General features: G+C 57.7%; 21 protein-coding genes, 3 tRNA genes and 3 rRNA genes. 16 read left to right on the top strand and 11 right to left on the bottom strand.

What is annotated here, in order from left to right:
- The first annotated feature begins 5 nt into the window (after positions 1-5).
- A complete protein-coding gene (locus J3D60_RS15935; RefSeq protein WP_141155962.1) occupies positions 6-380 on the top strand; it encodes a cytochrome c family protein in 375 nt (124 codons plus the stop codon).
- Here J3D60_RS15935 and J3D60_RS15930 read toward each other — a convergent pair whose 3' ends face one another.
- Genes J3D60_RS15930 through J3D60_RS15910 form a run of 5 tightly spaced genes read right to left on the bottom strand, consistent with a single transcriptional unit; the run spans position 381 to position 5103 of the window.
- Positions 381-2402 carry an LTA synthase family protein gene (locus J3D60_RS15930; protein ID WP_253491961.1) on the bottom strand — a complete coding sequence of 674 codons (2022 nt, stop codon included), beginning with the start codon at positions 2400-2402 and terminating at the stop codon, positions 381-383.
- The gene (locus J3D60_RS15925) at positions 2402-3001 is read right to left on the bottom strand and encodes a hypothetical protein (RefSeq protein WP_065939040.1); all 600 of its coding nucleotides are present in this window, start codon (positions 2999-3001) and stop codon (positions 2402-2404) included. Before J3D60_RS15925 ends, J3D60_RS15930 begins: the two co-directional genes overlap by 1 nt.
- Positions 3001-4269: an exo-alpha-sialidase gene (locus tag J3D60_RS15920; protein WP_253491960.1), complete on the bottom strand. Its 1269-nt coding sequence runs from the start codon at positions 4267-4269 to the stop codon at positions 3001-3003. Before J3D60_RS15920 ends, J3D60_RS15925 begins: the two co-directional genes overlap by 1 nt.
- Positions 4270-4291: 22 nt before the next feature.
- Positions 4292-4837 (bottom strand): cytochrome b/b6 domain-containing protein, encoded by a 546-nt coding sequence (locus tag J3D60_RS15915; RefSeq protein ID WP_065939042.1) that lies wholly within the window; start codon positions 4835-4837, stop codon positions 4292-4294.
- A complete protein-coding gene (locus J3D60_RS15910) occupies positions 4837-5103 on the bottom strand; it encodes a PepSY domain-containing protein (protein ID WP_167656666.1) in 267 nt (88 codons plus the stop codon). Before J3D60_RS15910 ends, J3D60_RS15915 begins: the two co-directional genes overlap by 1 nt.
- A gap of 147 nt (positions 5104-5250) precedes the next feature.
- Between J3D60_RS15910 and J3D60_RS15905 the strand changes: the two genes are divergently transcribed.
- The 3 genes from J3D60_RS15905 (at position 5251) to J3D60_RS15895 (ending at position 7879) form a co-directional block, all read left to right on the top strand.
- On the top strand, positions 5251-5913 hold the full coding sequence (locus J3D60_RS15905; protein ID WP_027607596.1) for a response regulator: 663 nt from the start codon (positions 5251-5253) through the stop codon (positions 5911-5913).
- Positions 5910-7262, top strand: a complete 1353-nt coding sequence (locus J3D60_RS15900) for a sensor histidine kinase (protein ID WP_253491959.1) — start codon at positions 5910-5912, stop codon at positions 7260-7262. Before J3D60_RS15905 ends, J3D60_RS15900 begins: the two co-directional genes overlap by 4 nt.
- A gap of 74 nt (positions 7263-7336) precedes the next feature.
- Positions 7337-7879 (top strand): hypothetical protein, encoded by a 543-nt coding sequence (locus tag J3D60_RS15895; protein ID WP_253491958.1) that lies wholly within the window; start codon positions 7337-7339, stop codon positions 7877-7879.
- A gap of 245 nt (positions 7880-8124) precedes the next feature.
- Here J3D60_RS15895 and J3D60_RS15890 read toward each other — a convergent pair whose 3' ends face one another.
- The 4 genes from J3D60_RS15890 to J3D60_RS15875 form a co-directional block, all read right to left on the bottom strand.
- Complete coding sequence (locus J3D60_RS15890; RefSeq protein WP_253491956.1) at positions 8125-8382, bottom strand: colicin E3-like toxin immunity protein; 258 nt, start codon at positions 8380-8382, stop codon at positions 8125-8127.
- A gap of 7 nt (positions 8383-8389) precedes the next feature.
- Positions 8390-9037, bottom strand: coding sequence for an S-type pyocin domain-containing protein (locus tag J3D60_RS15885; RefSeq protein ID WP_253491954.1), 648 nt, complete (start codon positions 9035-9037; stop codon positions 8390-8392).
- Between the two features lie 653 nt (positions 9038-9690).
- On the bottom strand, positions 9691-10062 hold the full coding sequence (locus J3D60_RS15880; protein ID WP_253491952.1) for a PH domain-containing protein: 372 nt from the start codon (positions 10060-10062) through the stop codon (positions 9691-9693).
- A gap of 24 nt (positions 10063-10086) precedes the next feature.
- On the bottom strand, positions 10087-10416 hold the full coding sequence (locus tag J3D60_RS15875) for a hypothetical protein (RefSeq protein WP_092489666.1): 330 nt from the start codon (positions 10414-10416) through the stop codon (positions 10087-10089).
- A 602-nt stretch (positions 10417-11018) separates the two neighbouring features.
- Between J3D60_RS15875 and J3D60_RS15870 the strand changes: the two genes are divergently transcribed.
- The 5 genes from J3D60_RS15870 (at position 11019) to rrf (ending at position 16229) form a co-directional block, all read left to right on the top strand.
- Positions 11019-12555, top strand: a 16S ribosomal RNA gene (locus J3D60_RS15870).
- An 82-nt stretch (positions 12556-12637) separates the two neighbouring features.
- A tRNA-Ile gene (locus tag J3D60_RS15865) sits at positions 12638-12714 on the top strand.
- Between the two features lie 30 nt (positions 12715-12744).
- A tRNA-Ala gene (locus J3D60_RS15860) sits at positions 12745-12820 on the top strand.
- A 249-nt stretch (positions 12821-13069) separates the two neighbouring features.
- Positions 13070-15961, top strand: a 23S ribosomal RNA gene (locus tag J3D60_RS15855).
- A 152-nt stretch (positions 15962-16113) separates the two neighbouring features.
- A 5S ribosomal RNA gene (gene rrf, locus J3D60_RS15850) occupies positions 16114-16229 on the top strand.
- The 16S, 23S and 5S rRNA genes sit together here with 2 tRNA genes alongside, the layout of an rRNA operon.
- Before the next feature lie 337 nt (positions 16230-16566).
- Here the strand turns inward: rrf and J3D60_RS15845 are convergent.
- Positions 16567-16651, bottom strand: a tRNA-Leu gene (locus tag J3D60_RS15845).
- A gap of 108 nt (positions 16652-16759) precedes the next feature.
- Between J3D60_RS15845 and queA the strand changes: the two genes are divergently transcribed.
- The 6 genes from queA (at position 16760) to J3D60_RS15815 (ending at position 22834) form a co-directional block, all read left to right on the top strand.
- Positions 16760-17809 carry a tRNA preQ1(34) S-adenosylmethionine ribosyltransferase-isomerase QueA gene (gene queA / locus J3D60_RS15840; protein WP_065939254.1) on the top strand — a complete coding sequence of 350 codons (1050 nt, stop codon included), beginning with the start codon at positions 16760-16762 and terminating at the stop codon, positions 17807-17809.
- Positions 17810-17814: 5 nt separating this feature from the next.
- Positions 17815-18930, top strand: coding sequence for a tRNA guanosine(34) transglycosylase Tgt (tgt, locus tag J3D60_RS15835; RefSeq protein ID WP_003175976.1), 1116 nt, complete (start codon positions 17815-17817; stop codon positions 18928-18930).
- 43 nt (positions 18931-18973) lie between these two features.
- Positions 18974-19312, top strand: coding sequence for a preprotein translocase subunit YajC (yajC, locus tag J3D60_RS15830; RefSeq protein WP_003175975.1), 339 nt, complete (start codon positions 18974-18976; stop codon positions 19310-19312).
- Positions 19313-19374: 62 nt separating this feature from the next.
- On the top strand, positions 19375-21243 hold the full coding sequence (secD, locus tag J3D60_RS15825; protein ID WP_027605408.1) for a protein translocase subunit SecD: 1869 nt from the start codon (positions 19375-19377) through the stop codon (positions 21241-21243).
- Between the two features lie 9 nt (positions 21244-21252).
- Entirely contained in the window at positions 21253-22167 is a 915-nt protein-coding gene (gene secF / locus J3D60_RS15820) for a protein translocase subunit SecF (protein ID WP_027605409.1), read from the top strand.
- Positions 22168-22291: 124 nt separating this feature from the next.
- Complete coding sequence (locus J3D60_RS15815) at positions 22292-22834, top strand: glycine zipper 2TM domain-containing protein (protein WP_015885750.1); 543 nt, start codon at positions 22292-22294, stop codon at positions 22832-22834.
- Between the two features lie 108 nt (positions 22835-22942).
- Here the strand turns inward: J3D60_RS15815 and suhB are convergent, their stop codons facing one another.
- Complete coding sequence (gene suhB, locus J3D60_RS15810) at positions 22943-23758, bottom strand: inositol-phosphate phosphatase (protein WP_003175971.1); 816 nt, start codon at positions 23756-23758, stop codon at positions 22943-22945.
- Between the two features lie 145 nt (positions 23759-23903).
- On the opposite strand from suhB, the gene trmJ reads away from it, so the two are divergent.
- Complete coding sequence (gene trmJ, locus J3D60_RS15805) at positions 23904-24674, top strand: tRNA (cytosine(32)/uridine(32)-2'-O)-methyltransferase TrmJ (protein ID WP_003210307.1); 771 nt, start codon at positions 23904-23906, stop codon at positions 24672-24674.

The following is a 24674-nucleotide window of genomic DNA, read 5'->3' as shown; positions in this document are numbered from 1 at the left end:
CACCCATGAAGTACGTCCTGCTGACCCTTGCGCTGATCCTCGACACCGGCGCCGCCAATGCCGCCGGCGATGCCGAGGCCGGCGGCAAGCTCTTCACCAAGACCTGCGGCGGCTGCCACAGCGTTGGCGAAGGCGCGCGCGGTGGCTTTGGCCCGGAGCTCAACGGCATCATCGGCCGACCTGCCGGTACCACCACCGACTATCAATATTCGGACGCGATGAAAAACTCCGGTGTGGTCTGGACCCGCGACAAGCTCGCGGCCTACATCGAAGCGCCCAAAAAGGTGGTGAGTGGTACGCGCATGATTTTCTGGGGCATCAGCGACCCGGAAAAAATCGACAATATCCTGGCGTACCTCGAGACGTTCCAGCCCAAGTAATCACTCACGCACATTCCTGAACAGCATCAACCGCGCACTTTCATGCAGCCCACGGGTCAGTGCCTGCAGGCGCTGGAATTCCTCGGGGTGCTGCGCGGCCACATCGTCACGCGGGGTGAGTGATGCCAGGTCATGCAAGGTGGGTGAACTGCCGTCGTGCTGCATCTGCAGCAAAAAGTGCCGGGTTACGCCGCCGATGATCGGGAAGGTGCCTTCGCGCAATACCAGCGGCACCACGCGCTCGCCCTCGGGCGCCGGTTGCTGGATGTCCCGGCCCATTGCACCGTTGCGGAACGGTACGCCTGCCATGCCGGCCACGGTGGGCAGCAGGTCGGCCAGCCCCACCGCTTCTTCGATCACCCGAGGCGCAAGGCCGGGAGCGTGGATCAGCAGCGGCACGTTGTTACTTTCCAGGCCCAGCTGTTCGAAGGCCGGCGCCATGTGCGGGATTTGGCTGATGCGGGTGTTGTGGTCGCCGAAGAACACAAAAATGCTGTTGTCGTAGTAGCCACCGGCCTTGGCGATGTCCATCAGCCGGCCGATGTTGTAGTCCAGCAGGCGTACGGCGTTGTACTGCTCGACACTGCGGGACCCCGCGGCCTGGGCCTGTTCCAGCGTCACGTGGCTGAGCTGGAAGCCATCGTTGTGCCTGGGGATGGTGAAGGGGCGATGGTTGCCGGAGGTTTGCAGGTAGGCAAAGAACGGTTGGTCCTTGGGAAGCGTGCTCAGCAGATCGTCAGCTTCCTTGAACAGGTCCAGGTCGGAAATCCCCCACACGTCTACCCGTGGCGACTGCCAGTCGCTCTCCTCGAACAGTTGCACATCGTCGATGCTCTGGCGGATCAGTGCATTGATATTCGCCCAGCCGGCGTTGCCGCCGATCATGTAGAACTTCTGGTAGCCCTCGAATGCATTGATCAATGTGTGTTGCCGCGTGATCAGCGGGTTGCGCGTGGCGGTCTCCTGGCGGGTGACGTCGGGCACGCCGGTGATGCTGGCCCACACGGTTTTCGCGGTGCCGGTGACGGGGACGTAGAAGTGTTTGAAGAACCAGCTTTGCGTCGCCAGTTTGTCCAGGTTCGGTGTGGGGTTGAGCGGGTTGCCATAGGCGCCCACGGCGCTGGTGCCGAGGGATTCGAGCATCACGAAAATCACGTTGGGTGGGCGCTCGCCGGCCAGTCGATAGGGCTGCACGGTTTGTTCGCGGATGAAGTCCAGGGACTGGGCATCGGGCTGGGTCACGCCCAGGTATTGGGCGACTTGCGGGTAATACTGGCGGACCTGGGCCTCATCGAACTGCGATTGGCCGACCTTGAGCGTGTCATACAAAAACAGCACCGGGTTCAGGCCCACGGCGGCCAGTTGGCTGTTGCCGGCAAAGAAGGCATCGCTCCAGCGCAGGGGCACCGGGTTTTCCAGGTTGAGATGGGCAACACGGCCGAGCAGGGCCAGCAGCACCGCGACGACGCCCATCACACTCACCACCGCCAGTGCCGGTTTGCCGATAAGGGCGGGCGCTCGATCCAGGGTCAACCGCTCCAGGCAGACCAACGCCCAGACCCAAAGCGCCACCGCCGCGAGCCAGCAGGCGGTTATCCACAGTACCGGGTAGGTTTCCCACACCATCTGCTGGGAAATCTGCGCATCCTGCAGGTAGCGCAGCACCGTCGCATTGATACGCACGCCGAGGTAGGCGTAGTGGCCGAAGTCGATGATGTACACCAGCCCTACTGCCGCCAGTGCGATGACCAGGTAAGCGCGCGCCAGCCAGCGCAGGGCCGGCAGAGTGGTGAGGTTCCAGCGCGGCAGCCACGCCAGCACGGCCAGCGGCAGCAGGAGCAACACCGCCAGGCGCAGGTCGAAGCGCAGGCCGATCCCCAGGGTTTCCAACAGTGCCGGGGTGTTCAAGTCCAGGCCGGAAAAAACCAGCACAAACACCAGCCGCAACGCAGCCAGCAACACAAACACCAACCCGATCGCGCCCAGACCGTAGCGCAGGCGGCGTGATTGCAACGCACTCATCATTGACCCCGGTGCCATTTCAAAAGAGGGCGCCAGGCGGCGCTGATCAGCAGCCCCGCGCCGGCGATCAGGCAGTAACCGGTCAGCAACGGATCGACCAGATAGTCCCAATAGTTTTCCGACGCCTTGAGCCGTAACGCAAAGGCCAACGTGCCCACCGCCAGCATCCACGCCGCCAGCGTATTACGCAGCCACAGCATCAACAGTGCGGCTGCCGCCACCAGGACGATCATCGGCCGCGGGTTGAAGCCCCAGCGGTACGGGTCAAAGTAAGTCAGGCCCAACGTGGCTGGGTACAGCACCAGGCTCAGCAAGCCAAACAGCAGCAACATCTGCACCTGATGCCGACGAGCGAGCGGTTGCACTAAGCCCAGGCGGCAGAGCATGACCCACGCCAACAGCACCAATGTGCAGATGGCCAGGTCATCGGTAAAACTGCGCACATACGCCGCCAGCGGCAGCGCGTTGACTGGGATAAAACTGACCGCCACCAGCACCGGCAGTAGCCATGGCCGCCAGGGCGCGGTAAACCTGAGCGCGCTCAATAGCACAAACCCCAACAGCACAAAACTCAAATGGGCCTGCCACACAGAAACCATCACAGACGCTCCGCCAGCCAGGCTTCGTTGAAGCTGACATGTTTGATAAAGGTGTTATTCCACGAGTACACCACGTGGTACATGCCGTCCGGGCTGCGGCTGAAGTACGGGTACTCGTATTCGAAATCGCAGCCCCGGGGTTTGCACACGCGGTAGTCGAGGTTGCTGAGAAAGCGCTGTTCCAGCGGCAGGCGTTTGGCGCCGCTGGAGGCGCGGAAGCCTTCGCCGATGATTGCTTTATAGGCATCGGGGGAGAACGGTTGGCCGAGCGGGTCGGGTGACTCATCCAGTTGCACCACGGTGCGCCATTGGCTGAGCTGGGCGTCGGTGCCGTAGAGGCTGAGCTTGAAGCGGCCGTCCTGCAGGTCGTTGAGGGCCACGAGCAGCCCGTCATCCTCGGTACCCACCGCCGCCAACGATGAATTGGGATTTGCCGGTTCCAGCGGGTATGGCTCGCTCCAGGTTTGCCCCGCATCTTCGGTGCGGCTGGCCAGGACGCGGTGGTGGGTGTCGCCGGCGTAGCGCAACATCGCTACGGCACGCTTGCCATCCAGCGGCACGATGGTCGGTTGCAGGGAATTCTTGCCGCGGCTGATGCGGAATTTGTCGATCACCGCGCCGTCGGCACTCAAGTACAGGTACTCGGCAAACTTGCCCATGAACTCGTGGTACACCGGCAGGCCGATGGAGCCGTCGGCGTGGAACACCGGCGCGGCGCGTACCAGGGTACTGATGTTGAAAAACGGTGAGGTCACCAACTGCCGGGGCGCGGACCAACTGGCGCCGAGGTCATCCGAGACCATCAGGTTGATCGCACTGGTGGCCCAGCCGCCGACCGACACCGACACATAAAACATCCACAGGCGTTTATCCGGCCCGAGGGCGATGACCGGGTTGCCGAGTTTGCGGATATAGCGCTGGGTGCCGTCGCGGGTGCTTTCCCGCGTGGCCAGCACCTGCTCGGTGCCCCATTCGCCGCTGCGCGCATCGAAGCGTGCGGTGCGCACCTGCACATCGGCGGCGCCTTCCCGCGAACCGGCAAACCACACGGCCATCAAGTCGCCGCCGGGCAGGGCGGTGACGGAGGAAGAGTGCACAAAGTCCGTGAGCTGCGAGGACACAAAACGGCTGGTGTATTGCGGCGCCGCCGCCACCTTCGAGGTGTTTGGCGTCACTTGGGCAAAGGGGGCCAGCACATGGGGCGGATGGCTTAGCCACGCGGCGACGAAGACGGCGAGCAGGCTGCAGATCAGTAAGGCGGAGCGCATAGAGGACCTGTCGAGAAAAGGATTACTGCGCACGTTCATCCGGCAGGCGCTTCCTGCGACCGGTGAGCATGGATAACGGCAGGTTGTCCCGCACCTGGATACTTTCAAACACCGCGGCCAGCACATGGATGCACACCAGGCCCAGCAGCACATTGGCGGCGGTCTCATGGATTTGCAGGGGCCAATCGGCGCCCCACAGGGCATCCACTTCCTGCATCAAAAAGCCGCTGACACCGATGGTCAGCAACGCCAGCAACATCGACAGCATCACCAGCGCACCGAGGGGCGAATGGCCCAGGCGATGCTGCGGGCGGCGGTTGAGCAGCGAGCGCAGATGGGTTTTCAAGCGTTTCGGGGTCGGCCAGAAGTCCGCCCAGCGTGCACTGCGCGGCCCGATGAACCCCCACACCGTTCGTACCAGCAGCCAGGCCATGGCGTAGTAGCCCAGCCAGACGTGCCAGTCGTCGCCCGCTTCGTTAAAGAAGTAATTGGCGACGAAGACCCCGGCGATCGACAGATGAAACAGCCTCACCAGTGGGTCCCACAGGCGCAGGGATTCGCCTGGCATCAGCCTTTGATCTCAGTCTTCACGGCCTTGCCGGTGACCGGGTCGTGGTAGATCTCGACCTTACGCTTGTCCTTGTCGAAGCCGTAGATCTCGTAGCAGTTGCCATCGGTGACCTTGAACTTGCTGATCTCGTAGCCTTCGGCCTTGAGCTTGTCCTGGAAGGTTTTTTCGTCTTGCCATTGCGAGCGTTCGGCGGTGGTGCATTGCGGACCGGCAACGGCCAGGGGGCTGGCGATAATCAGGGACAGCAGGAGAATTTTGCGCATGGAAAAGCTCTCAGCAGATGTGGGAGATTTAACAGTGCAAAACCAACCTTAGGGCAACCTTAGTTGGCAACGCGCCGTAACATCTTTGCCGGAATAGCCCCGCCCAGAACCCGGCATGATGCCGCCGATTCCTACAGAGACTTTGCTATGCGCCTACTCCTTGTCGAAGATGATCGCGCCCTTGGCCAAGGGATTCGCGTGGCATTGGGCGTTGAAGGCTACACCCTGGATTGGTTGCAGGATGGCGTTGCGGCCCTGCATGCCCTGCGCACGGAAAGCTTCGACCTGTTGCTGCTCGACCTCGGCCTGCCGCGCCTCGATGGCCTGGACCTGTTGCAGCAACTGCGCGCCGAGCAGCACGACCTGCCGGTGCTGATCCTCACCGCCCGCGACGGCACCGCCGAGCGCATCGCCGGCCTGGATGCCGGTGCCGATGATTACCTGGTCAAGCCCTTCGATGTGGAAGAGCTCAAGGCCCGCGTGCGTGCCCTGCTGCGCCGCAGCCAGGGGCGCGCGCAACCGATGCTGGAACATGCCGGCGTCAGCCTCGACCCGGCCACCCAACAGGTGCGCTACCTGGACGCGGACATCATCGTGACGCCGATGGAGTACCAACTGCTGCACCAACTGATGGTGCGCCCCGGCAAAGTGGTGACCCGCGAGCGCCTGTCCCGCGCGTTATATGGCTGGCAGGACCGGGTCGAGAGCAACACCTTGGAAGTGCTGATCCACAACCTGCGTAAAAAGTTATCCACCGAGCTGATCCGCACCGTGCGCGGCGTTGGCTATGTACTGGCGCTCAAACCATGACCTCCGTGCGTGCTCGTATCCTCATCCCTGTCCTGGTGCTGATCCTGTTGGGCGACGCGCTGATCAGCTGGCTGGTGCTGCGCGATAGCCACCACGAAATCGAAGAAGTCTACGACGCCCAGCTCGCCCAAAGCGCGCGCCTGTTGCAAGGCGTATTGCGCCAGCGCGACCCCGGCGAGGCTGATTGGGACCGGCTGTACCAGGCCTTCGATCAGGCCATGAGCCGTGTCGGCGAAGGCGGCGTCGCTCACCCTTATGAAACCCGGTTGACCTTCCAGGTGTGGCGCAGCGACGGCCAATTGCTCGTACGCTCCACCGAAGCGCCGGTGTTGGCCGCACCGCCGGCTACCCTCGGCTCCCACGACATCATGGACAACGGCAACGACTGGTGCGCTTTTCTCCTCGCCGATCCGCAACAGGGCCTGCTGATCTGGGTGGGCGAGCGCGACGATATTCGCCAGGACGTGATCCAGCGCATCATGCGCCACACCCTCTGGCCTACATTGATCGGCGTGCCGTTGCTCACGGTGTTGATCTGGCTGGTGATCGGCTGGGGCCTCAAACCCCTGCGCGCCATGGCCCGCAAGATTCGCGGGCGAACCGCCGAGACCCTGCAACCGCTGCACCTCAAGCCGCTGCCCAGCGACCTGGAGCCGATGCAAACCGCGCTCAACCGGCTGTTGGTCCAAGTGGATGACCTATTGGAACGCGAGCGCCGCTTCATCGCCGACGCCGCCCACGAACTGCGCACACCCCTGGCGATCCTGCGCATCCACGCGCAAAACGCCCAAAGTGCCGGCACCGAGGCCCAGCGGCGCGAAGCGTTGGACTTCCTGGTCAACGGCGTCGACCGCGCCACCCGTATTGGCAGCCAACTGCTGACCATGGCGCGTATCGAACCGCAGTTGAACAACCCCAAGCGCAGCCGTGTACAACTCACCGAACTGGTGCGCGAAGAACTCGCCGAACTGACACCGCTGGCCATGGAGAAAGGCGTGGAGTTGGTGCTGGAAGGGGATGAAGAATGTTGGATCGAAACCGAGCCGGTGGCGCTGGCCATCGCCCTGCAAAACCTGGTGACCAATGCCCTCAACTTCTCCCCGCCGGGCAGCGAAGTCAAAGTGGTCATTGGCGCCCATTGCCTGAGCGTGGAGGACCAGGGCCCGGGCATTGATGAGGCAGAAATGGGGCGTTTGTTCGAGCGGTTCTACAGCCGTGGCAATGCCAATGGCGCTGGGCTGGGGCTGGCGATTGTGGAGATGATCGTGGGCAAGATCGGTAGCCGGTTGGCGTTGTATAACCGGGAGCAGGGCGGGTTGTGCGCGCGGTTGGTGTTTAACGAGACCTGAGGCGATCATGGCGGAACATTCTGTTTAATCACAGGTCCAGTCATCATCGTTCACCCTGATAAGGACATCCTCCCGTGAAGCGAATCGCGCTGCTGTCCCTGGTCCTGGCGCTATGTGCCTGTCAATCCAACCAACGTGACTCATCCCCCAGTCTGCTCAAGGACGGCATCCAACTGCGTCAGAAAACCGTGTCCGTCGATGCGGGCCACGCCAAAGTCATCATGAAAGCCTATGGCGGCACCGCTCCCGTTGAGTTCTCGATACGCCGCGAAGGCGACCCCGATGAACGCATGGAAACCCTGGGCACGGTGATGGATGCAGGTGAAGGCCGCGTTTTCAACTGGATTGCAAAGCTCAACCAGACGGTGGCCAGTGCTGGGTTCAAGCGCTTCCCGCAGTTGGAGATCCAGGCAGATCCTGGCAAGAAGTTGACCGTTGCCAGTTCGTCCACCGACTCACGCCCTGGCATCTACGCCATTTGCGGGCCTCTGTTAAGTAGCTTCCAGCCTGAAAAGGGCAAGGTGTATCTGGTGGAGTTCCAGTTCAAACCCTCGGCGTGTGCGCAGCAGGTGTTTGATATTACGGATCCGGGGAAACGGGTTCTGATTGGGGAGTGAGGCGAAAGAGGGTTAGGTGGACGGCCGAACAAATGCGGATGCTGCGCCTGGAAGGACGTGAAGGTTTGATACTTCCAGCGCTATCCGCCAGGGTCTTCATCGGTCGTGCTGACTTCGCCGGAGTACCAATGCTCTGATCGAAAACGTTTCCTTTTTCGTCCTCGTGGATGATGAAGTGAAAGCCAACTCGTGGAGGCCTGCCTGAACGACAGTCTGCGCATGAAGACGAATTCTCTAAGTCTGTGTTATTCGTTTGTACCTTCGTAATCAAACGCGATGAAGTAGTCGCTTTCTGAAAGAGCAATTTCATGAGAGAAGTGTGTCTGTATCAGTGATAGCCATTCCCGCCGCAGTTCAAACATACCGTTATTGACGTCCTCGTCTATCGACAGTCCAAGTTTAGAAATCACGGAGTAGTCGTTTCCTAGGTCCGCTGAGTCCTCCGTTCCGCGTAGCCACTCTGTGGTTCTGTCGAACCATTCCAATCTCATTTTTAGTCCCATGTGTCCCTCATAGATATTTTTTGATGTTTCGTTTTTTCTTCGGCTCTTTTAGCTGCTCGCCGGTTATGTGACTGAACGCACCTAAATGGCTCCCATCACTTGCGAGATAAACTTCCAACTCTCCATGTTGGGAGTCCCATTCATAGATCTTCCTGCCTTTTTCCTCAATCCAACGCTCTCTCAGCCCGGCACCGCCCTGTCTGGGAGTCATGGGTTTTGCTTTTATCAGGTTTCCAAAGCCAGTTATTTGTTCAGTATTTGGAGCCTTGTGGTACTTGTGATCCCCAGCCTTAACACTAACCACCACATACAGCGGTCGAACCCCCGACTCCACCGGGAACACCAGAATAAAATCCCGATACTCCGGCGGATAAATCGGGTTAACCAGAATCTGCGCGGCCTTCTCCGTCGGTGGGTAAATCCAGATTACCGGCGCTGGCGGCGCAGCCTCCAGGGTCGGAATACCCAGCGTGTCACTTGGATCAACGGCGGGCGTCCAGATCAGCTCGACACCCTCACCCAAATCCGCCACAAATTGATCGCCACGGCTTTGGAACTGCACCACATCAATCATTTGCCAATCAGGATTATTGCCGGTGTAAAACCCATACCCCTTGAGCGTGCCGTCCTCGCGTTGCTCGATATGCAAACGCATCTGCGAACGCGGGGATGGCTCGTAAAAATCAACAGATGGCGAATACGGCGCCCGCGACGGCTGTGGGTCAGGATTCGCTGTTTGAGTAACTCTTCTTCGGTGGGGGGATAAAAGCGTTCTGACATGGATGGCTCACTTCCTTGTGCGAGGGAGCGAGGCCCCGAGGGGGGATCAGAAGCTGATGTCGGCTTAATTCGTTGGCTAGTGTCGGAAAAGTAGACTGATGTTTGGGTCAGTCGCGCTGCTTCGATTATTTCGATTTTCGGTTGTTTCGTTCAGTGACTCAAATGTGGGAATTGTCGGTGAAGGCCGGGTTTTCAACTGGCATGACACTCACTGTATCCATGTCGGCGAGAAATCAGGCAACAGGTAGTGGTGGAGAGTGTGGCCAGGTAAGGCGCGCGGCGATTTGCTCGCCGCGCGGTTCAACGTTACATCGGCGCGAAATCGAACGACCACAGGCCGCTGGCACGGTTTACTGTCACGTTCACTTCAGTGGCGGTGAAGCGTCAGCTGTTGACTGGGGGCTCCATTTATTTGATGAGGTTGCGTGTAGTCAGCGTCGATTTGCTTTTAGGTGATCGGGCTCGGTTCAACAGCGTGGGTGACGATCAATAGGCGTCATCGGTGATGCTCTGAAGCATGCCTGCTGATCAGCTCAGCAAGTGCTTGGAGATCAAGCGCGAGATTTCAACAATCGAGGTCTTGCCGGTGAATTCAAATTTCACTTTCCCCAACGACGAAAAGTAAATCTCCAGTTCCGAATCCAGATCAAACGTGCCGGACGTTTCCACCGAGTACGCGACGATGTTCTTGTACGGCAGCGAGGTGAAGTCCTTCTTGCTGCCTGTTATGCCTTGTACGTTCACTGCGATGATGCGTTTGGTGGTGAACACCACGCCGTCGCGCATGGCTTTGTAGGCGTCGATGACTTCTTCGTCTTCCAGCAGCAGGGCCGCGACGCGTTCTGCGTATTCGTTGTTTTGCTTGAGTTTGAAGAAGCCTTTGTTGTTGAAGTCGATCATGTGAAGGTCCTTGTGGTGAGTCCGTTATTGAATGGCTTTGAGGTAGTCCTTCAGTGTCGCGAGCAGTGGCTTGAGTTCCTCCAGCGTGGAGGCTTGCTGTACGTCGGTAGATAACCGCTGCAGCTCACGTCCCAATACTGTATCGGCCCCACCCAAAGCGACCAGTGCCTGCACCACACATTCGTCTATCTTCAGCAGAACTCCCGGCAGATCCCCCTGTCGCACCAGCAACCCGAATACCTCCCGCTCATACCGATCCATCACCAGGTCGTCCCTCAACACCGGGCTGCCGCCGTCCTCCTCATGCACGAGCTTGAGTGCAAAGAGCGCAACAGCTTCCAGCGTCAATTCCATGGTCTCGGTTCCTCTGGGGTTGGGGGAGGGCGATGATCCCTGTTCTGGGCGTGAAAACAAAGACCCGATGCGTACCGGGCTCTCCTGCGGTATTAGAGAGTCGCCTGACTTCATGGGGACACCGCCGTGATCCTTGGCAGCCGCATCCCCTATTGGCCAAGTACACCTTCTATCTATATAGAAGCCACGAAGCCCTTCTTTATAAAGGAGAGCGTCGTTGCGTCGCGGTGTGGGTTCTCTGTTAAGGAGAAGATTTTCCAGAAGGGGGTTGACCAGGTAATTCAATACTGTATTATTCGCCTCCCGCTGACGAGAGATCGCAAGCGCAAGTGGTTGAAGTTGTTGAAGAAATCTTCGAAAGCTTCTGAAAATAATCACTTGACAGCAAATGAGGCTGCTGTAGAATGCGCGCCTCGGTTGAGACGAAAGCTCTTAACCAACCGCTCTTTAACAACTGAATCAAGCAATTCGTGTGGGTGCTTGTGGAGTCAGACTGATAGTCAACAAGATTATCAGCATCACAAGTTACTCCGCGAGAAATCAAAGAATAACCAACGATTGCTGAGCCAAGTTTAGGGTTTCTTAAAAACCCAAAGATGTTTGAACTGAAGAGTTTGATCATGGCTCAGATTGAACGCTGGCGGCAGGCCTAACACATGCAAGTCGAGCGGTAGAGAGAAGCTTGCTTCTCTTGAGAGCGGCGGACGGGTGAGTAATGCCTAGGAATCTGCCTGGTAGTGGGGGATAACGTTCGGAAACGGACGCTAATACCGCATACGTCCTACGGGAGAAAGCAGGGGACCTTCGGGCCTTGCGCTATCAGATGAGCCTAGGTCGGATTAGCTAGTTGGTGGGGTAATGGCTCACCAAGGCGACGATCCGTAACTGGTCTGAGAGGATGATCAGTCACACTGGAACTGAGACACGGTCCAGACTCCTACGGGAGGCAGCAGTGGGGAATATTGGACAATGGGCGAAAGCCTGATCCAGCCATGCCGCGTGTGTGAAGAAGGTCTTCGGATTGTAAAGCACTTTAAGTTGGGAGGAAGGGCCATTACCTAATACGTGATGGTTTTGACGTTACCGACAGAATAAGCACCGGCTAACTCTGTGCCAGCAGCCGCGGTAATACAGAGGGTGCAAGCGTTAATCGGAATTACTGGGCGTAAAGCGCGCGTAGGTGGTTTGTTAAGTTGGATGTGAAATCCCCGGGCTCAACCTGGGAACTGCATTCAAAACTGACTGACTAGAGTATGGTAGAGGGTGGTGGAATTTCCTGTGTAGCGGTGAAATGCGTAGATATAGGAAGGAACACCAGTGGCGAAGGCGACCACCTGGACTGATACTGACACTGAGGTGCGAAAGCGTGGGGAGCAAACAGGATTAGATACCCTGGTAGTCCACGCCGTAAACGATGTCAACTAGCCGTTGGGAGCCTTGAGCTCTTAGTGGCGCAGCTAACGCATTAAGTTGACCGCCTGGGGAGTACGGCCGCAAGGTTAAAACTCAAATGAATTGACGGGGGCCCGCACAAGCGGTGGAGCATGTGGTTTAATTCGAAGCAACGCGAAGAACCTTACCAGGCCTTGACATCCAATGAACTTTCTAGAGATAGATTGGTGCCTTCGGGAACATTGAGACAGGTGCTGCATGGCTGTCGTCAGCTCGTGTCGTGAGATGTTGGGTTAAGTCCCGTAACGAGCGCAACCCTTGTCCTTAGTTACCAGCACGTTATGGTGGGCACTCTAAGGAGACTGCCGGTGACAAACCGGAGGAAGGTGGGGATGACGTCAAGTCATCATGGCCCTTACGGCCTGGGCTACACACGTGCTACAATGGTCGGTACAGAGGGTTGCCAAGCCGCGAGGTGGAGCTAATCCCAGAAAACCGATCGTAGTCCGGATCGCAGTCTGCAACTCGACTGCGTGAAGTCGGAATCGCTAGTAATCGCGAATCAGAATGTCGCGGTGAATACGTTCCCGGGCCTTGTACACACCGCCCGTCACACCATGGGAGTGGGTTGCACCAGAAGTAGCTAGTCTAACCTTCGGGAGGACGGTTACCACGGTGTGATTCATGACTGGGGTGAAGTCGTAACAAGGTAGCCGTAGGGGAACCTGCGGCTGGATCACCTCCTTAATCGACGACATCAGCTGCTCCATAAGTTCCCACACGAATTGCTTGATTCATTGAAGAGGACGATAAGAAGCAGCCCGAAATTGGGTCTGTAGCTCAGTTGGTTAGAGCGCACCCCTGATAAGGGTGAGGTCGGCAGTTCGAATCTGCCCAGACCCACCAATTTTGTGTGGGAAACGCCTGTAGAAATACGGGGCCATAGCTCAGCTGGGAGAGCGCCTGCCTTGCACGCAGGAGGTCAACGGTTCGATCCCGTTTGGCTCCACCACTACTGCTTCTGCGTTTTGAAAGCTTAGAAATGAGCATTCCATCGGTATGATGGTGAATGTTGATTTCTAGTCTTTGATTAGATCGTTCTTTAAAAATTTGGGTATGTGATAGAAAGATAGACTGAACGTTACTTTCACTGGTAACGGATCAGGCTAAGGTAAAATTTGTGAGTGGCTCTTAATTGAGTATGATCGAATTTTCGGCGAATGTCGTCTTCACAGTATAACCAGATTGCTTGGGGTTATATGGTCAAGTGAAGAAGCGCATACGGTGGATGCCTTGGCAGTCAGAGGCGATGAAAGACGTGGTAGCCTGCGAAAAGCTTCGGGGAGTCGGCAAACAGACTTTGATCCGGAGATGTCTGAATGGGGGAACCCAGCCATCATAAGATGGTTATCTTGTACTGAATACATAGGTGCAAGAGGCGAACCAGGGGAACTGAAACATCTAAGTACCCTGAGGAAAAGAAATCAACCGAGATTCCCTTAGTAGTGGCGAGCGAACGGGGACTAGCCCTTAAGTGGCTTTGAGATTAGCGGAACGCTCTGGAAAGTGCGGCCATAGTGGGTGATAGCCCTGTACGCGAAAATCTCTTAGTCATGAAATCGAGTAGGACGGAGCACGAGAAACTTTGTCTGAATATGGGGGGACCATCCTCCAAGGCTAAATACTACTGACTGACCGATAGTGAACTAGTACCGTGAGGGAAAGGCGAAAAGAACCCCGGAGAGGGGAGTGAAATAGATCCTGAAACCGTATGCGTACAAGCAGTGGGAGCCCACTTTGTTGGGTGACTGCGTACCTTTTGTATAATGGGTCAGCGACTTATTTTCAGTGGCGAGCTTAACCGAATAGGGGAGGCGTAGCGAAAGCGAGTCTTAATAGGGCGTCTAGTCGCTGGGAATAGACCCGAAACCGGGCGATCTATCCATGGGCAGGTTGAAGGTTGGGTAACACTAACTGGAGGACCGAACCGACTACCGTTGAAAAGTTAGCGGATGACCTGTGGATCGGAGTGAAAGGCTAATCAAGCTCGGAGATAGCTGGTTCTCCTCGAAAGCTATTTAGGTAGCGCCTCATGTATCACTGTAGGGGGTAGAGCACTGTTTCGGCTAGGGGGTCATCCCGACTTACCAAACCGATGCAAACTCCGAATACCTACAAGTGCCGAGCATGGGAGACACACGGCGGGTGCTAACGTCCGTCGTGAAAAGGGAAACAACCCAGACCGTCAGCTAAGGTCCCAAAGTTATGGTTAAGTGGGAAACGATGTGGGAAGGCTTAGACAGCTAGGAGGTTGGCTTAGAAGCAGCCACCCTTTAAAGAAAGCGTAATAGCTCACTAGTCGAGTCGGCCTGCGCGGAAGATGTAACGGGGCTCAAACCATACACCGAAGCTACGGGTATCACGTAAGTGATGCGGTAGAGGAGCGTTCTGTAAGCCTGTGAAGGTGAGTTGAGAAGCTTGCTGGAGGTATCAGAAGTGCGAATGCTGACATGAGTAACGATAATGGGTGTGAAAAACACCCACGCCGAAAGACCAAGGTTTCCTGCGCAACGTTAATCGACGCAGGGTTAGTCGGTCCCTAAGGCGAGGCTGAAAAGCGTAGTCGATGGAAAACAGGTTAATATTCCTGTACTTCTGGTTATTGCGATGGAGGGACGGAGAAGGCTAGGCCAGCTTGGCGTTGGTTGTCCAAGTTTAAGGTGGTAGGCTGAGATCTTAGGTAAATCCGGGATCTTAAGGCCGAGAGCTGATGACGAGTTACCTTTTAGGTAACGAAGTGGTTGATGCCATGCTTCCAAGAAAAGCTTCTAAGCTTCAGGTAACCAGGAACCGTACCCCAAACCGACACAGGTGGTTGGGTAGAGAATACCAAGGCGCTTGAGAGAACTCGGGTGAAGGAACTAGGCAAAATGGCACCGTAACTTCGGGAGAAGGTGCGCCGGTGAGGGTGAAGGACTTGCTCCGTAAGCTCATGCCGGTCGAAGATACCAGGCCGCTGCGACTGTTTATTAAAAACACAGCACTCTGCAAACACGAAAGTGGACGTATAGGGTGTGACGCCTGCCCGGTGCCGGAAGGTTAATTGATGGGGTTAGCTAACGCGAAGCTCTTGATCGAAGCCCCGGTAAACGGCGGCCGTAACTATAACGGTCCTAAGGTAGCGAAATTCCTTGTCGGGTAAGTTCCGACCTGCACGAATGGCGTAACGATGGCGGCGCTGTCTCCACCCGAGACTCAGTGAAATTGAAATCGCTGTGAAGATGCAGTGTATCCGCGGCTAGACGGAAAGACCCCGTGAACCTTTACTATAGCTTTGCACTGGACTTTGAATTTGCTTGTGTAGGATAGGTGGGAGGCTTTGAAGCGTGGACGCCAGTCTGCGTGGAGCCAACCTTGAAATACCACCCTGGCAACTTTGAGGTTCTAACTCAGGTCCGTTATCCGGATCGAGGACAGTGTATGGTGGGTAGTTTGACTGGGGCGGTCTCCTCCTAAAGAGTAACGGAGGAGTACGAAGGTGCGCTCAGACCGGTCGGAAATCGGTCGTAGAGTATAAAGGCAAAAGCGCGCTTGACTGCGAGACAGACACGTCGAGCAGGTACGAAAGTAGGTCTTAGTGATCCGGTGGTTCTGTATGGAAGGGCCATCGCTCAACGGATAAAAGGTACTCCGGGGATAACAGGCTGATACCGCCCAAGAGTTCATATCGACGGCGGTGTTTGGCACCTCGATGTCGGCTCATCACATCCTGGGGCTGAAGCCGGTCCCAAGGGTATGGCTGTTCGCCATTTAAAGTGGTACGCGAGCTGGGTTTAGAACGTCGTGAGACAGTTCGGTCCCTATCTGCCGTGGACGTTTGAGATTTGAGAGGGGCTGCTCCTAGTACGAGAGGACCGGAGTGGACGAACCTCTGGTGTTCCGGTTGTCACGCCAGTGGCATTGCCGGGTAGCTATGTTCGGAATAGATAACCGCTGAAAGCATCTAAGCGGGAAACTAGCCTCAAGATGAGATCTCACTGGGACCTTGAGTCCCCTGAAGGGCCGTCGAAGACTACGACGTTGATAGGTTGGGTGTGTAAGCGCTGTGAGGCGTTGAGCTAACCAATACTAATTGCCCGTGAGGCTTGACCATATAACACCCAAGCAATTTGCGTCGAAAGGCCAGATTGCGGTGTGTGAAGACGCAATGAACCGAAAGTTCGAGATTTCACAAAACACCGACAGCTGTCACATACCCAATTTGCTGAAGCGAGGCCCGCTGGCCACGACTCAGTACCCGAATTTCTTGACGACCATAGAGCATTGGAACCACCTGATCCCATCCCGAACTCAGCAGTGAAACGATGCATCGCCGATGGTAGTGTGGGGTTTCCCCATGTGAGAGTAGGTCATCGTCAAGATTAAATTCCGAAACCCCATTTGCGAAAGCAGATGGGGTTTTGTTTTGGGCGGTCGAAAAGTGCGAGGAGGCGCCTCGGGAGGGCCTTCAGCACTAGAGTCCATGCCCATTAAAGGAAACAGAATCTCCGCTCGAAGTGCTAGCAGTACTTTGGGTGAGTCCAGGGGTAACCAAGGGGCGTTTTAGCGTCCTGCAAGGCCTGTGAGTGGGCCTGCTGGACTTTATGATGGCGATGGAGGGGTGTCTCGCTATCTCGCTCTCTGGGAGCTGTCGCGGCCTCAGGGCGCTTTTCTGCAGACGAAAAAAAAGACCTTGAAATTCAAGGTCTTTCTTTAAGATGGTGCCCCGAGGGAGACTCGAACTCCCACTCCTTTCGAAAACGGATTTTGAATCCGCCGCGTCTACCAATTCCGCCATCAGGGCTCAATGGCGGCGAAGTATAGAGATGAGATTACCGTTGGTCAATCACGTTTCATGGTCTATTTTCACTATTTCCGCTAGACTTCCCGGCCCTGCTAGACGAACCCCATCATGCGCGTTGCTGACTTTACTTTTGAACTCCCTGATTCGCTGATTGCTCGCCACCCTTTGGCCGAGCGTCGCGCCAGTCGACTGCTGACTCTGGACGGGGCCAGCGGCACCCTCGCACACCGTCAATTCACTGATTTGCTTGAGCATTTGCGTCCGGGCGATCTGATGGTGTTCAACAATACCCGGGTCATCCCGGCACGGCTGTTTGGCCAGAAAGCATCCGGCGGCAAGCTGGAAATTCTGGTGGAACGGGTGTTGGACAGCCATCGTGTGCTGGCCCATGTACGCTCCAGCAAGTCGCCGAAACCGGGTTCGAGCATCCTCATCGAGGGTGGCGGTGAAGCCGAGATGGTGGCGCGTCATGATGCGCTGTTCGAACTCCGGTTCGCCGAAGAGGTTTTGCCGTTGCTGGAGCGTGTCGGCCATATGCCGTTGCCTCCTTATATCGACCGCCCGGACGAAGACTCGGACCGTGAGCGCTATCAAACGGTCTATTCCCAGCGCCTCGGTGCGGTTGCCGCGCCGACTGCCGGGCTGCATTTTGACCAGCTGCTGCTGGATGCGATTGCAGCCAAGGGCGTCGAGACAGCCTATGTGACCCTGCACGTGGGGGCCGGCACGTTTCAGCCGGTGCGTGTGGATAACATCGAAGACCACCATATGCACAGCGAATGGCTGGAAGTCAGCCAGGACGTCGTGGACGCAGTTAGCGCCTGCAAGGCGCGCGGCGGGCGGGTGGTTGCGGTGGGCACCACCAGCGTGCGCTCCCTTGAGAGCGCGGCGCGTGATGGCGTGCTCAAACCGTTCAGTGGCGACACCGATATCTTTATTTACCCAGGCCGGCCGTTCCATGTGGTCGACTGCCTGGTGACCAACTTCCATTTGCCGGAATCCACGCTATTGATGCTGGTGTCGGCCTTCGCGGGTTATCCCGAAACAATGGCGGCGTACAAAGCAGCCATCGACAATGGATACCGTTTTTTCAGCTACGGTGATGCGATGTTTATCACCCGTAATCCGGCGCCGCGCGGCCCAGAGGAACAACTATGAGTCGTATGTCGTTTGAATTGCTCGCCACCGACGGCAAGGCCCGTCGCGGCCGCCTGACGTTTCCGCGCGGTACGGTAGAGACCCCGGCATTCATGCCCGTGGGCACCTACGGCACCGTCAAAGGCATGCTGCCGCGTGACATCGTCGCCACCGGCGCCGAGATCATCCTCGGCAACACCTTCCACCTGTGGCTGCGTCCAGGCACTGAAGTGATCAAGAAGCATGGCGACCTGCATGACTTCATGAAGTGGCAAGGCCCGATCCTCACGGATTCGGGTGGTTTCCAGGTGTTCAGCCTGGGTGCCATGCGCAAGATCAAGGAGGAGGGCGTGACCTTCGCCTCTCCGGTGGACGGTTCCAAGGTATTCATGGGGCCTGAAGAGTCCATGCAGGTGCAACGCGACCTGGGCTCGGACATCGTGATGATTTTCGACGAGTGCACGCCGTACCCGGCCGATGAAGACGTCGCGCGGATTTCCATGGAGCTTTCCCTGCGTTGGGCCCAGCGTTCGAAGAATGCCCATGGCGACAACACCGCGGCGTTGTTCGGCATCGTCCAGGGCGGCATGCATGAAAGCTTGCGCAAGCGCTCGCTGGAAGGCCTCGACAAGATCGGTTTTGACGGCCTGGCCATCGGCGGTCTGTCGGTGGGCGAACCCAAGCACGAGATGATCAAGGTACTGGACTACCTGCCAGGCCTGATGCCCGCTGACAAACCTCGTTACCTTATGGGCGTTGGCAAACCCGAAGATCTCGTAGAGGGTGTGCGCCGCGGTGTGGACATGTTCGATTGCGTGATGCCAACCCGTAATGCCCGCAATGGGCATCTGTTCATCGATACAGGCGTGCTCAAGATCCGTAACGCGTTCCATCGCCATGATGATTCGCCGCTGGATCCCACCTGTGATTGCTACACCTGCCAGAACTTCTCCCGTGCTTACCTGCACCATCTGGACAAATGCGGGGAAATGCTGGGTAGCATGTTGAATACCATCCACAATTTGCGTCACTACCAAGTCCTGATGGCTGGTTTGCGCGAGGCTATTCAACAGGGTACATTGGCCGCCTTCGTCGATGCCTTCTATGCCAAGCGCGGGCTCCCTGTGCCGCCCTTGGACTGAGTTTTCCGACCCTAAGATTCACTATTTGCAACTGGAGTGCTAAATGAGCTTTTTTATCTCTAACGCCATGGCTGACGCCGCTGCGCCTGCTGCTGCCGGCCCTATGGGCGGTGGTTTCGAGTGGATTTTCCTGGTCGGCTTCCTGGTCATCTTCTACCTGATGATCTGGCGTCCACAGGCCAAGCGTGCCAAAGAGCAGAAGAACCTGCTGGGCAGCCTGCAGAAAGGCGACGAAGTCGTGACCACCGGCGGTATCGCGGGCAAGATCACCAAGGTTTCCGATGCTTTCGTGGTTCTGGAAGTTTCCGACACCGTGGAAATGAAGTTCCAGAAGGGCGCCATCGCCGCCACGCTGCCAAAAGGCACGCTCAAAGCGATCTAAGTTCCAACCTTTACCAATCGACGGGGCGCGCAAGGCGCCCCGCGTTATAAGCGGGCGGCGTGATGCTGAACAAATACCCTCTGTGGAAATACGTACTGATCCTGGCGGTGCTGGCGATCGGTTTTATTTATTCCGCTCCCAATCTTTACCCTGATGACCCGGCGATCCAGATCACTGGCGCCAGCACTTCGCTGCAGGTCAACCAGGCTGACCTGGAACGCGCGAGCAAGGCACTGGCCGACGCGGGTATCCAGGTTAAAGCGGCAACATTGGCAGCTGGTGCGAAGGGCGGGTTGTTGCGCCTGACCAAGCAAGAAGACCAATTGCCGGCAAAAGATGTCGTACGCAAGGCCATGGGTGACGACTACGTCGTTGCGCTGAACCTGGCACAGACCACTCCGCAGTGGTTGCGCAGCATTGGCGCGCACCCGATGAAGCTGGGTCTGGACTTGTCCGGCGGCGTGCACTTCCTGCTGGAAGTCGACATGGACAAAGCCCTCGACGCACGCCTGAAGGTCTACGAAGGCGACGTGAAGAGCCTGCTGCGCAAAGAGAAGCTGCGTTATCGCAGCCTGCCGCAGCTCAACGGTGCCATCCAGCTGGGCTTCTCTGACGAGGCCTCTCGTGAACAGGCCCGTGCGCTGATCCGCAAGAACTTCAATGATTTCGACATCGTACCGGCCGACCTGAATGGTCAGGCGGTACTGCGTCTGGCGATGAGCCCGGCCAAAATCGCGGAAATCCGCGAGTACTCCATCAAGCAGAACCTGACCACGGTACGTAACCGCGTCAACGAGCTGGGTGTGGCCGAGCCGATTGTTCAGCGTCAGGGCGCCAACCGCATCGTGGTTGAGCTGCCGGGCGTGCAGGACACCGCTGAAGCCAAGCGTATCCTGGGTAAAACCGCCAACCTGGAGTTCCGTCTTGCGGCTGAGCCGGGTGCTTCCCGTGCAACTTCCGAAGAGTTCGAGTTCCGTGAAGGCAATCGTCCTCCGGCGCTGATCGAGCGTGGCTTGATCATCACCGGTGATCAGGTGACCGACGCCAAGGCCGGTTTCGGCGAGCACGGTACCCCTGAAGTGAACATCCGCCTGGATGGCCACGGCGGCGAACTGATGAGCCGCGCCACGCGCAGCAACGTGGGTCGCAGCATGGCGGTGATCTTCATCGAGCAGCGCCCGGTGACCACCTACACCAAGCAAATGGTCAACGGCGTCGAGAAAGACGTACCGGTGCAGACCTTCAAGGAAGAGAAGAAGATCATCAGCCTGGCGACCATCCAGTCGCCGCTGGGTGCTCAATTCCGCATCACCGGCCTGAACGGCCAGGGCGAATCCTCTGAGCTGGCCCTGTTGCTGCGTGCCGGCGGCCTGGCTGCGCCGATGTACTTCGCTGAAGAACGTACCATCGGCCCGAGCCTGGGTGCCGACAACATCACCAAGGGTATCGACGCGGCCTTGTGGGGCATGCTGTTCGTGTCGCTGTTCATCATCGCCATCTACCGCTTCTTCGGCATCATTGCCACCGTGGCACTGGCGGGCAACATGGTGATGTTGCTGGCCCTGATGTCGCTGCTGGGCGCCACGCTGACCCTTCCAGGTATCGCCGGTATCGTACTCACCATGGGTATGGCGGTAGACGCCAACGTGCTGATCTTCTCGCGGATTCGTGAAGAGATCGCCGCTGGCATGACCGTACAGCGTGCAATCAACGAAGGCTTCGGCCGGGCATTTACCGCGATTCTCGACTCCAACCTGACCACATTGCTGGTCGGCGGGATCCTCTTTGCCATGGGCACCGGCCCGGTCAAAGGTTTTGCGGTAACCATGTCCCTCGGTATCTTTACCTCGATGTTCACGGCCATCATGGTGACCCGCGCAATGGTCAACCTGATCTTTGGCGGGCGTGACTTCAAGAAGTTGTGGATTTAAGGGGCTGCCATGTTACGTACAATCAACTTCATGGGCGTTCGCAACATTGCGTTCGGCGTCACTGTGCTCCTTACCGTTCTGGCGTTGTTCAGCTGGTTCCATAAGGGCCTGAACTACGGTCTGGACTTCACCGGCGGTACGCTCATCGAGCTGACCTACGAGAAGCCTGCCGACGTCACCTTGGTGCGCAGTGAGCTGGTCAAGGCCGGCTATCACGAAGCCATCGTGCAGAGCTTCGGTGCGACCACCGACCTGCTGGTGCGCATGCCTGGCGAAGACCCGCAACTGGGTCACCAGGTAGCCGAGGCCTTGCAGAAGGTGGGGGGCGACAACCCGGCGTCGGTCAAGCGCGTCGAGTTCGTGGGCCCGCAAGTGGGTGAAGAGCTGCGCGACCAGGGCGGCCTCGGCATGCTGATGGCGCTGGTCGGCATCATGATCTACCTGGCTTTCCGCTTTCAGTGGAAGTTCGGTGTCGGCGCCATTGTGTCGCTGATCCACGACGTGATCGTCACCGTGGGTATCCTGGCGTACTTCCAGATCACCTTCGACCTGACCGTGCTGGCGGCCGTACTGGCGATCATTGGTTACTCCCTCAATGACACCATCGTGGTATTCGACCGGGTTCGAGAGAACTTCCGCGTACTGCGCAAGGCGTCGCTGATCGAGAACATCAATATCTCCACCACCCAGACCCTGTTGCGGACCATGGCGACGTCGATCTCCACCTTGCTGGCGATCGCGGCGCTGATGATCTTCGGCGGCGACAACCTGTGGGGCTTCTCCCTGGCGCTGTTCATCGGCGTCCTGGCGGGCACCTACTCGTCGATCTACATCGCTAACGTGGTGCTGATCTGGCTGAACCTCAACAGCGAAGACCTGATCCCTCCTGCCGCCACTGGCAAGGAGGTCGACGACCGTCCTTGATGGGCGCTTGTTGATCTGCTGTTACGAAAAAGGCACGAGTATTGAACTCGTGCCTTTTTTTTTGCTCCAAGGCTGGGTATAGCGCGGATCTTTCGGTCCGTTTGTGATGGTCAGGAGGTTCAACGTGAACAAGTCGTTACTGGTTGGTGCGGTATTGGGTGCTGTCGGTGTGACTGCCGGGGGTGCTGTTGCCACCTACAGCCTGGTAAAAAGCGGCCCTGAGTATGCGCAAGTGCTGGCGGTGCAGCCGGTGAAAACCCAGATTAAAACACCTCGCGAAGTCTGCAAGGACGTCGCAGTGACCCGGCAGAAGCCGGTGCAGGATCAACATCAGATCGTCGGTACCGTGGTGGGTGCACTGGCCGGTGGCCTGTTGGGTAACCAGGTCGGTGGCGGTAACGGCAAAAAGCTGGCCACTGTGGCCGGTGCGGTCGGTGGTGGTTACGCCGGTAACAAGGTTCAGGAAGGCATGCAGAACCGCGATACCTATACCACCACCCAGACTCGCTGTAACACCGTCAACGACATCAGTGACAAGGTCGTCGGCTATGACGTGCGTTACACCTTGGATGGCAAGGAAGGTTCGGTGCGCATGGATCGTGATCCGGGCGGCCAGATTCCAGTCGACAAGGAAGGGCGTCTCGTCCTGGGCCAGAACCAGCAGTAAGTCTTCTCTTGTATTTGATTTGTGGTGTTGTTGGTATTTAAGCTCACATCAAGCAAATCCCAGGCATAAAAAAAGCACCCCACAGGGTGCTTTTTTTTGCTCGCTCGTTTAGCGCTTCAGCGAAGCCGGCAGGTGCGGCTGGATCGCCGTCAATACTGCCTTGAAGCATTTGGTGTTGCCGGCAACGACGTGGCCTTTTTCCAGGAAGTCATGACCGCCGGTGAAGTCGCTCACCAGGCCGCCGGCCTCTTGGATCAGCAGGGCACCTGCAGCCATGTCCCACTCGGACAGGCCTGACTCCCAGAACGCATCAAAACGACCGGCAGCCACATAGGCCAGGTCCAGGCTGGCCGCGCCAGCGCGACGGATGCCCGCAGTCTGGCCAACCAGGGCGCGGAACATGCCCAGGTAGTTTTCCAGGTTGTCCATCTGGTCGTCACGGAACGGGAAGCCGGTACCCAGCAGGGCGCCGTCCAGGCTGGTGCGACCGCTGACGCGCAGGCGACGACCGTTCAACTGGGCGCCACGGCCACGGCTGGCGGTGAATTCTTCCTGGCGAACAGGATCGAGTACTACAGCGTGTTCCAGGCGGCCACGGTATTTGCAAGCAATGCTGACGGCAAAGTGGGGGATGCCGCGCAGGAAGTTGGTGGTGCCATCCAGTGGGTCGATGATCCACAGGTAGTCTTCGCCTTCGCCGCTGCCTTTGTGCAGGCCGGTTTCCTCGCCGAGGATGCCGTGGGTAGGGTAGGCCTTGCGCAGCGCGTCGATGATCTTCTGTTCAGCGGCGCGATCCACCTCGGACACATAATCCTTGGCGTCTTTTTCGTCGACCTTGATGGTATCCAGGCGCTCGATGGAGCGGAAGATCAATTCACTGGCGCTGCGGGCGGCGCGCAGCGCGATATTCAGCATGGGCTGCATGGATGTGTCACCTAAGGTTGTTAAAGAAAGCCGAGCATTCTAGCAGAAACTTTCTTCAGGTGAAGGACGACGTTAGCTTTCATGGCATAACCTTAGGCTGTTCTGTAAGATTTGCTCCCCTTTCCCGTGTCCGAGAGCGCCTACCTTGCTGCAAAACATTCGTGTCGTCTTGGTCAATACCAGTCATCCCGGCAATATCGGCGGGGTGGCGCGAGCCATGAAAAACATGGGGCTGACGCGCCTGGTGCTGGTCGAGCCGCGCGTGTTCCCGCACCACGAGGCCGATGCCCGCGCATCCGGCGCCAATGACATCCTGGAAAAAGCCCAGGTGGTCGCCACTCTGGAAGACGCCTTGGTCGGCTGCAACCTGGTGCTTGGCACCAGTGCCCGTGACCGCCGCATCCCCTGGCCGCTGCTGGATCCGCGTGAGTGCGGTACCAAGGTGGTGGAAGAGGCGGCCGGCGGTGCTGAAATCGCCCTGGTATTCGGCCGTGAAGACTCCGGCCTCACCAATGAAGAGCTGCAACGATGTCATTATCACGTGCACATTCCATCAGACCCTGAGTTCAGTTCGCTGAACCTCGGGGCAGCGGTGCAGGTGTTGAGTTACGAAGTGCGCATGGCCTGGCTGGCCGCTGAAGGCCAGCCGAGCAAGGTAGAGAAGGATGAAGTGGCGTCGACCAAGAGTGGTGAACTGGCCACCATGGACGAGCTGGAGCGGTTCTATGAGCACCTGGAGCAAACCCTGGTGGCCATCGAATTCCTCGATCCGGAAAAGCCTCGGCACTTGATGGCGCGCCTGCGCCGCCTGTACGGGCGTAGCTCGGTCAGCCGGGCGGAAATGAATATATTGCGTGGCATCCTCACGGAAACCCAGAAAGCGGCCCGTGGCGAGCTTCTTAAGCGGAAGGATTAA

The organism is Pseudomonas sp. S3E17 (assembly GCF_024168685.1).
GTDB lineage: Bacteria > Pseudomonadota > Gammaproteobacteria > Pseudomonadales > Pseudomonadaceae > Aquipseudomonas > Aquipseudomonas marginalis.
Note: the sequence above shows the minus strand (reverse complement) of the source record. Positions and strands in the feature narration are given on the sequence as shown.

What these genes read in the sequence shown, in the direction of transcription:
- J3D60_RS15935 (WP_141155962.1), top strand. Translation starts at nt 6, where the DNA reads ATGAAGTACGTCCTGCTGACCCTTGCGCTGATCCTCGACACCGGCGCC.
- J3D60_RS15930 (WP_253491961.1), bottom strand. Translation starts at nt 2,402, where the DNA reads ATGAGTGCGTTGCAATCACGCCGCCTGCGCTACGGTCTGGGCGCGATC.
- J3D60_RS15925 (WP_065939040.1), bottom strand. Translation starts at nt 3,001, where the DNA reads ATGGTTTCTGTGTGGCAGGCCCATTTGAGTTTTGTGCTGTTGGGGTTT.
- J3D60_RS15920 (WP_253491960.1), bottom strand. Translation starts at nt 4,269, where the DNA reads ATGCGCTCCGCCTTACTGATCTGCAGCCTGCTCGCCGTCTTCGTCGCC.
- J3D60_RS15915 (WP_065939042.1), bottom strand. Translation starts at nt 4,837, where the DNA reads ATGCCAGGCGAATCCCTGCGCCTGTGGGACCCACTGGTGAGGCTGTTT.
- J3D60_RS15910 (WP_167656666.1), bottom strand. Translation starts at nt 5,103, where the DNA reads ATGCGCAAAATTCTCCTGCTGTCCCTGATTATCGCCAGCCCCCTGGCC.
- J3D60_RS15905 (WP_027607596.1), top strand. Translation starts at nt 5,251, where the DNA reads ATGCGCCTACTCCTTGTCGAAGATGATCGCGCCCTTGGCCAAGGGATT.
- J3D60_RS15900 (WP_253491959.1), top strand. Translation starts at nt 5,910, where the DNA reads ATGACCTCCGTGCGTGCTCGTATCCTCATCCCTGTCCTGGTGCTGATC.
- J3D60_RS15890 (WP_253491956.1), bottom strand. Translation starts at nt 8,382, where the DNA reads ATGGGACTAAAAATGAGATTGGAATGGTTCGACAGAACCACAGAGTGG.
- J3D60_RS15885 (WP_253491954.1), bottom strand. Translation starts at nt 9,037, where the DNA reads ATGCGTTTGCATATCGAGCAACGCGAGGACGGCACGCTCAAGGGGTAT.
- J3D60_RS15880 (WP_253491952.1), bottom strand. Translation starts at nt 10,062, where the DNA reads ATGATCGACTTCAACAACAAAGGCTTCTTCAAACTCAAGCAAAACAAC.
- J3D60_RS15875 (WP_092489666.1), bottom strand. Translation starts at nt 10,416, where the DNA reads ATGGAATTGACGCTGGAAGCTGTTGCGCTCTTTGCACTCAAGCTCGTG.
- queA (WP_065939254.1), top strand. Translation starts at nt 16,760, where the DNA reads ATGCGCGTTGCTGACTTTACTTTTGAACTCCCTGATTCGCTGATTGCT.
- tgt (WP_003175976.1), top strand. Translation starts at nt 17,815, where the DNA reads ATGTCGTTTGAATTGCTCGCCACCGACGGCAAGGCCCGTCGCGGCCGC.
- yajC (WP_003175975.1), top strand. Translation starts at nt 18,974, where the DNA reads ATGAGCTTTTTTATCTCTAACGCCATGGCTGACGCCGCTGCGCCTGCT.
- secD (WP_027605408.1), top strand. Translation starts at nt 19,375, where the DNA reads ATGCTGAACAAATACCCTCTGTGGAAATACGTACTGATCCTGGCGGTG.
- secF (WP_027605409.1), top strand. Translation starts at nt 21,253, where the DNA reads ATGTTACGTACAATCAACTTCATGGGCGTTCGCAACATTGCGTTCGGC.
- suhB (WP_003175971.1), bottom strand. Translation starts at nt 23,758, where the DNA reads ATGCAGCCCATGCTGAATATCGCGCTGCGCGCCGCCCGCAGCGCCAGT.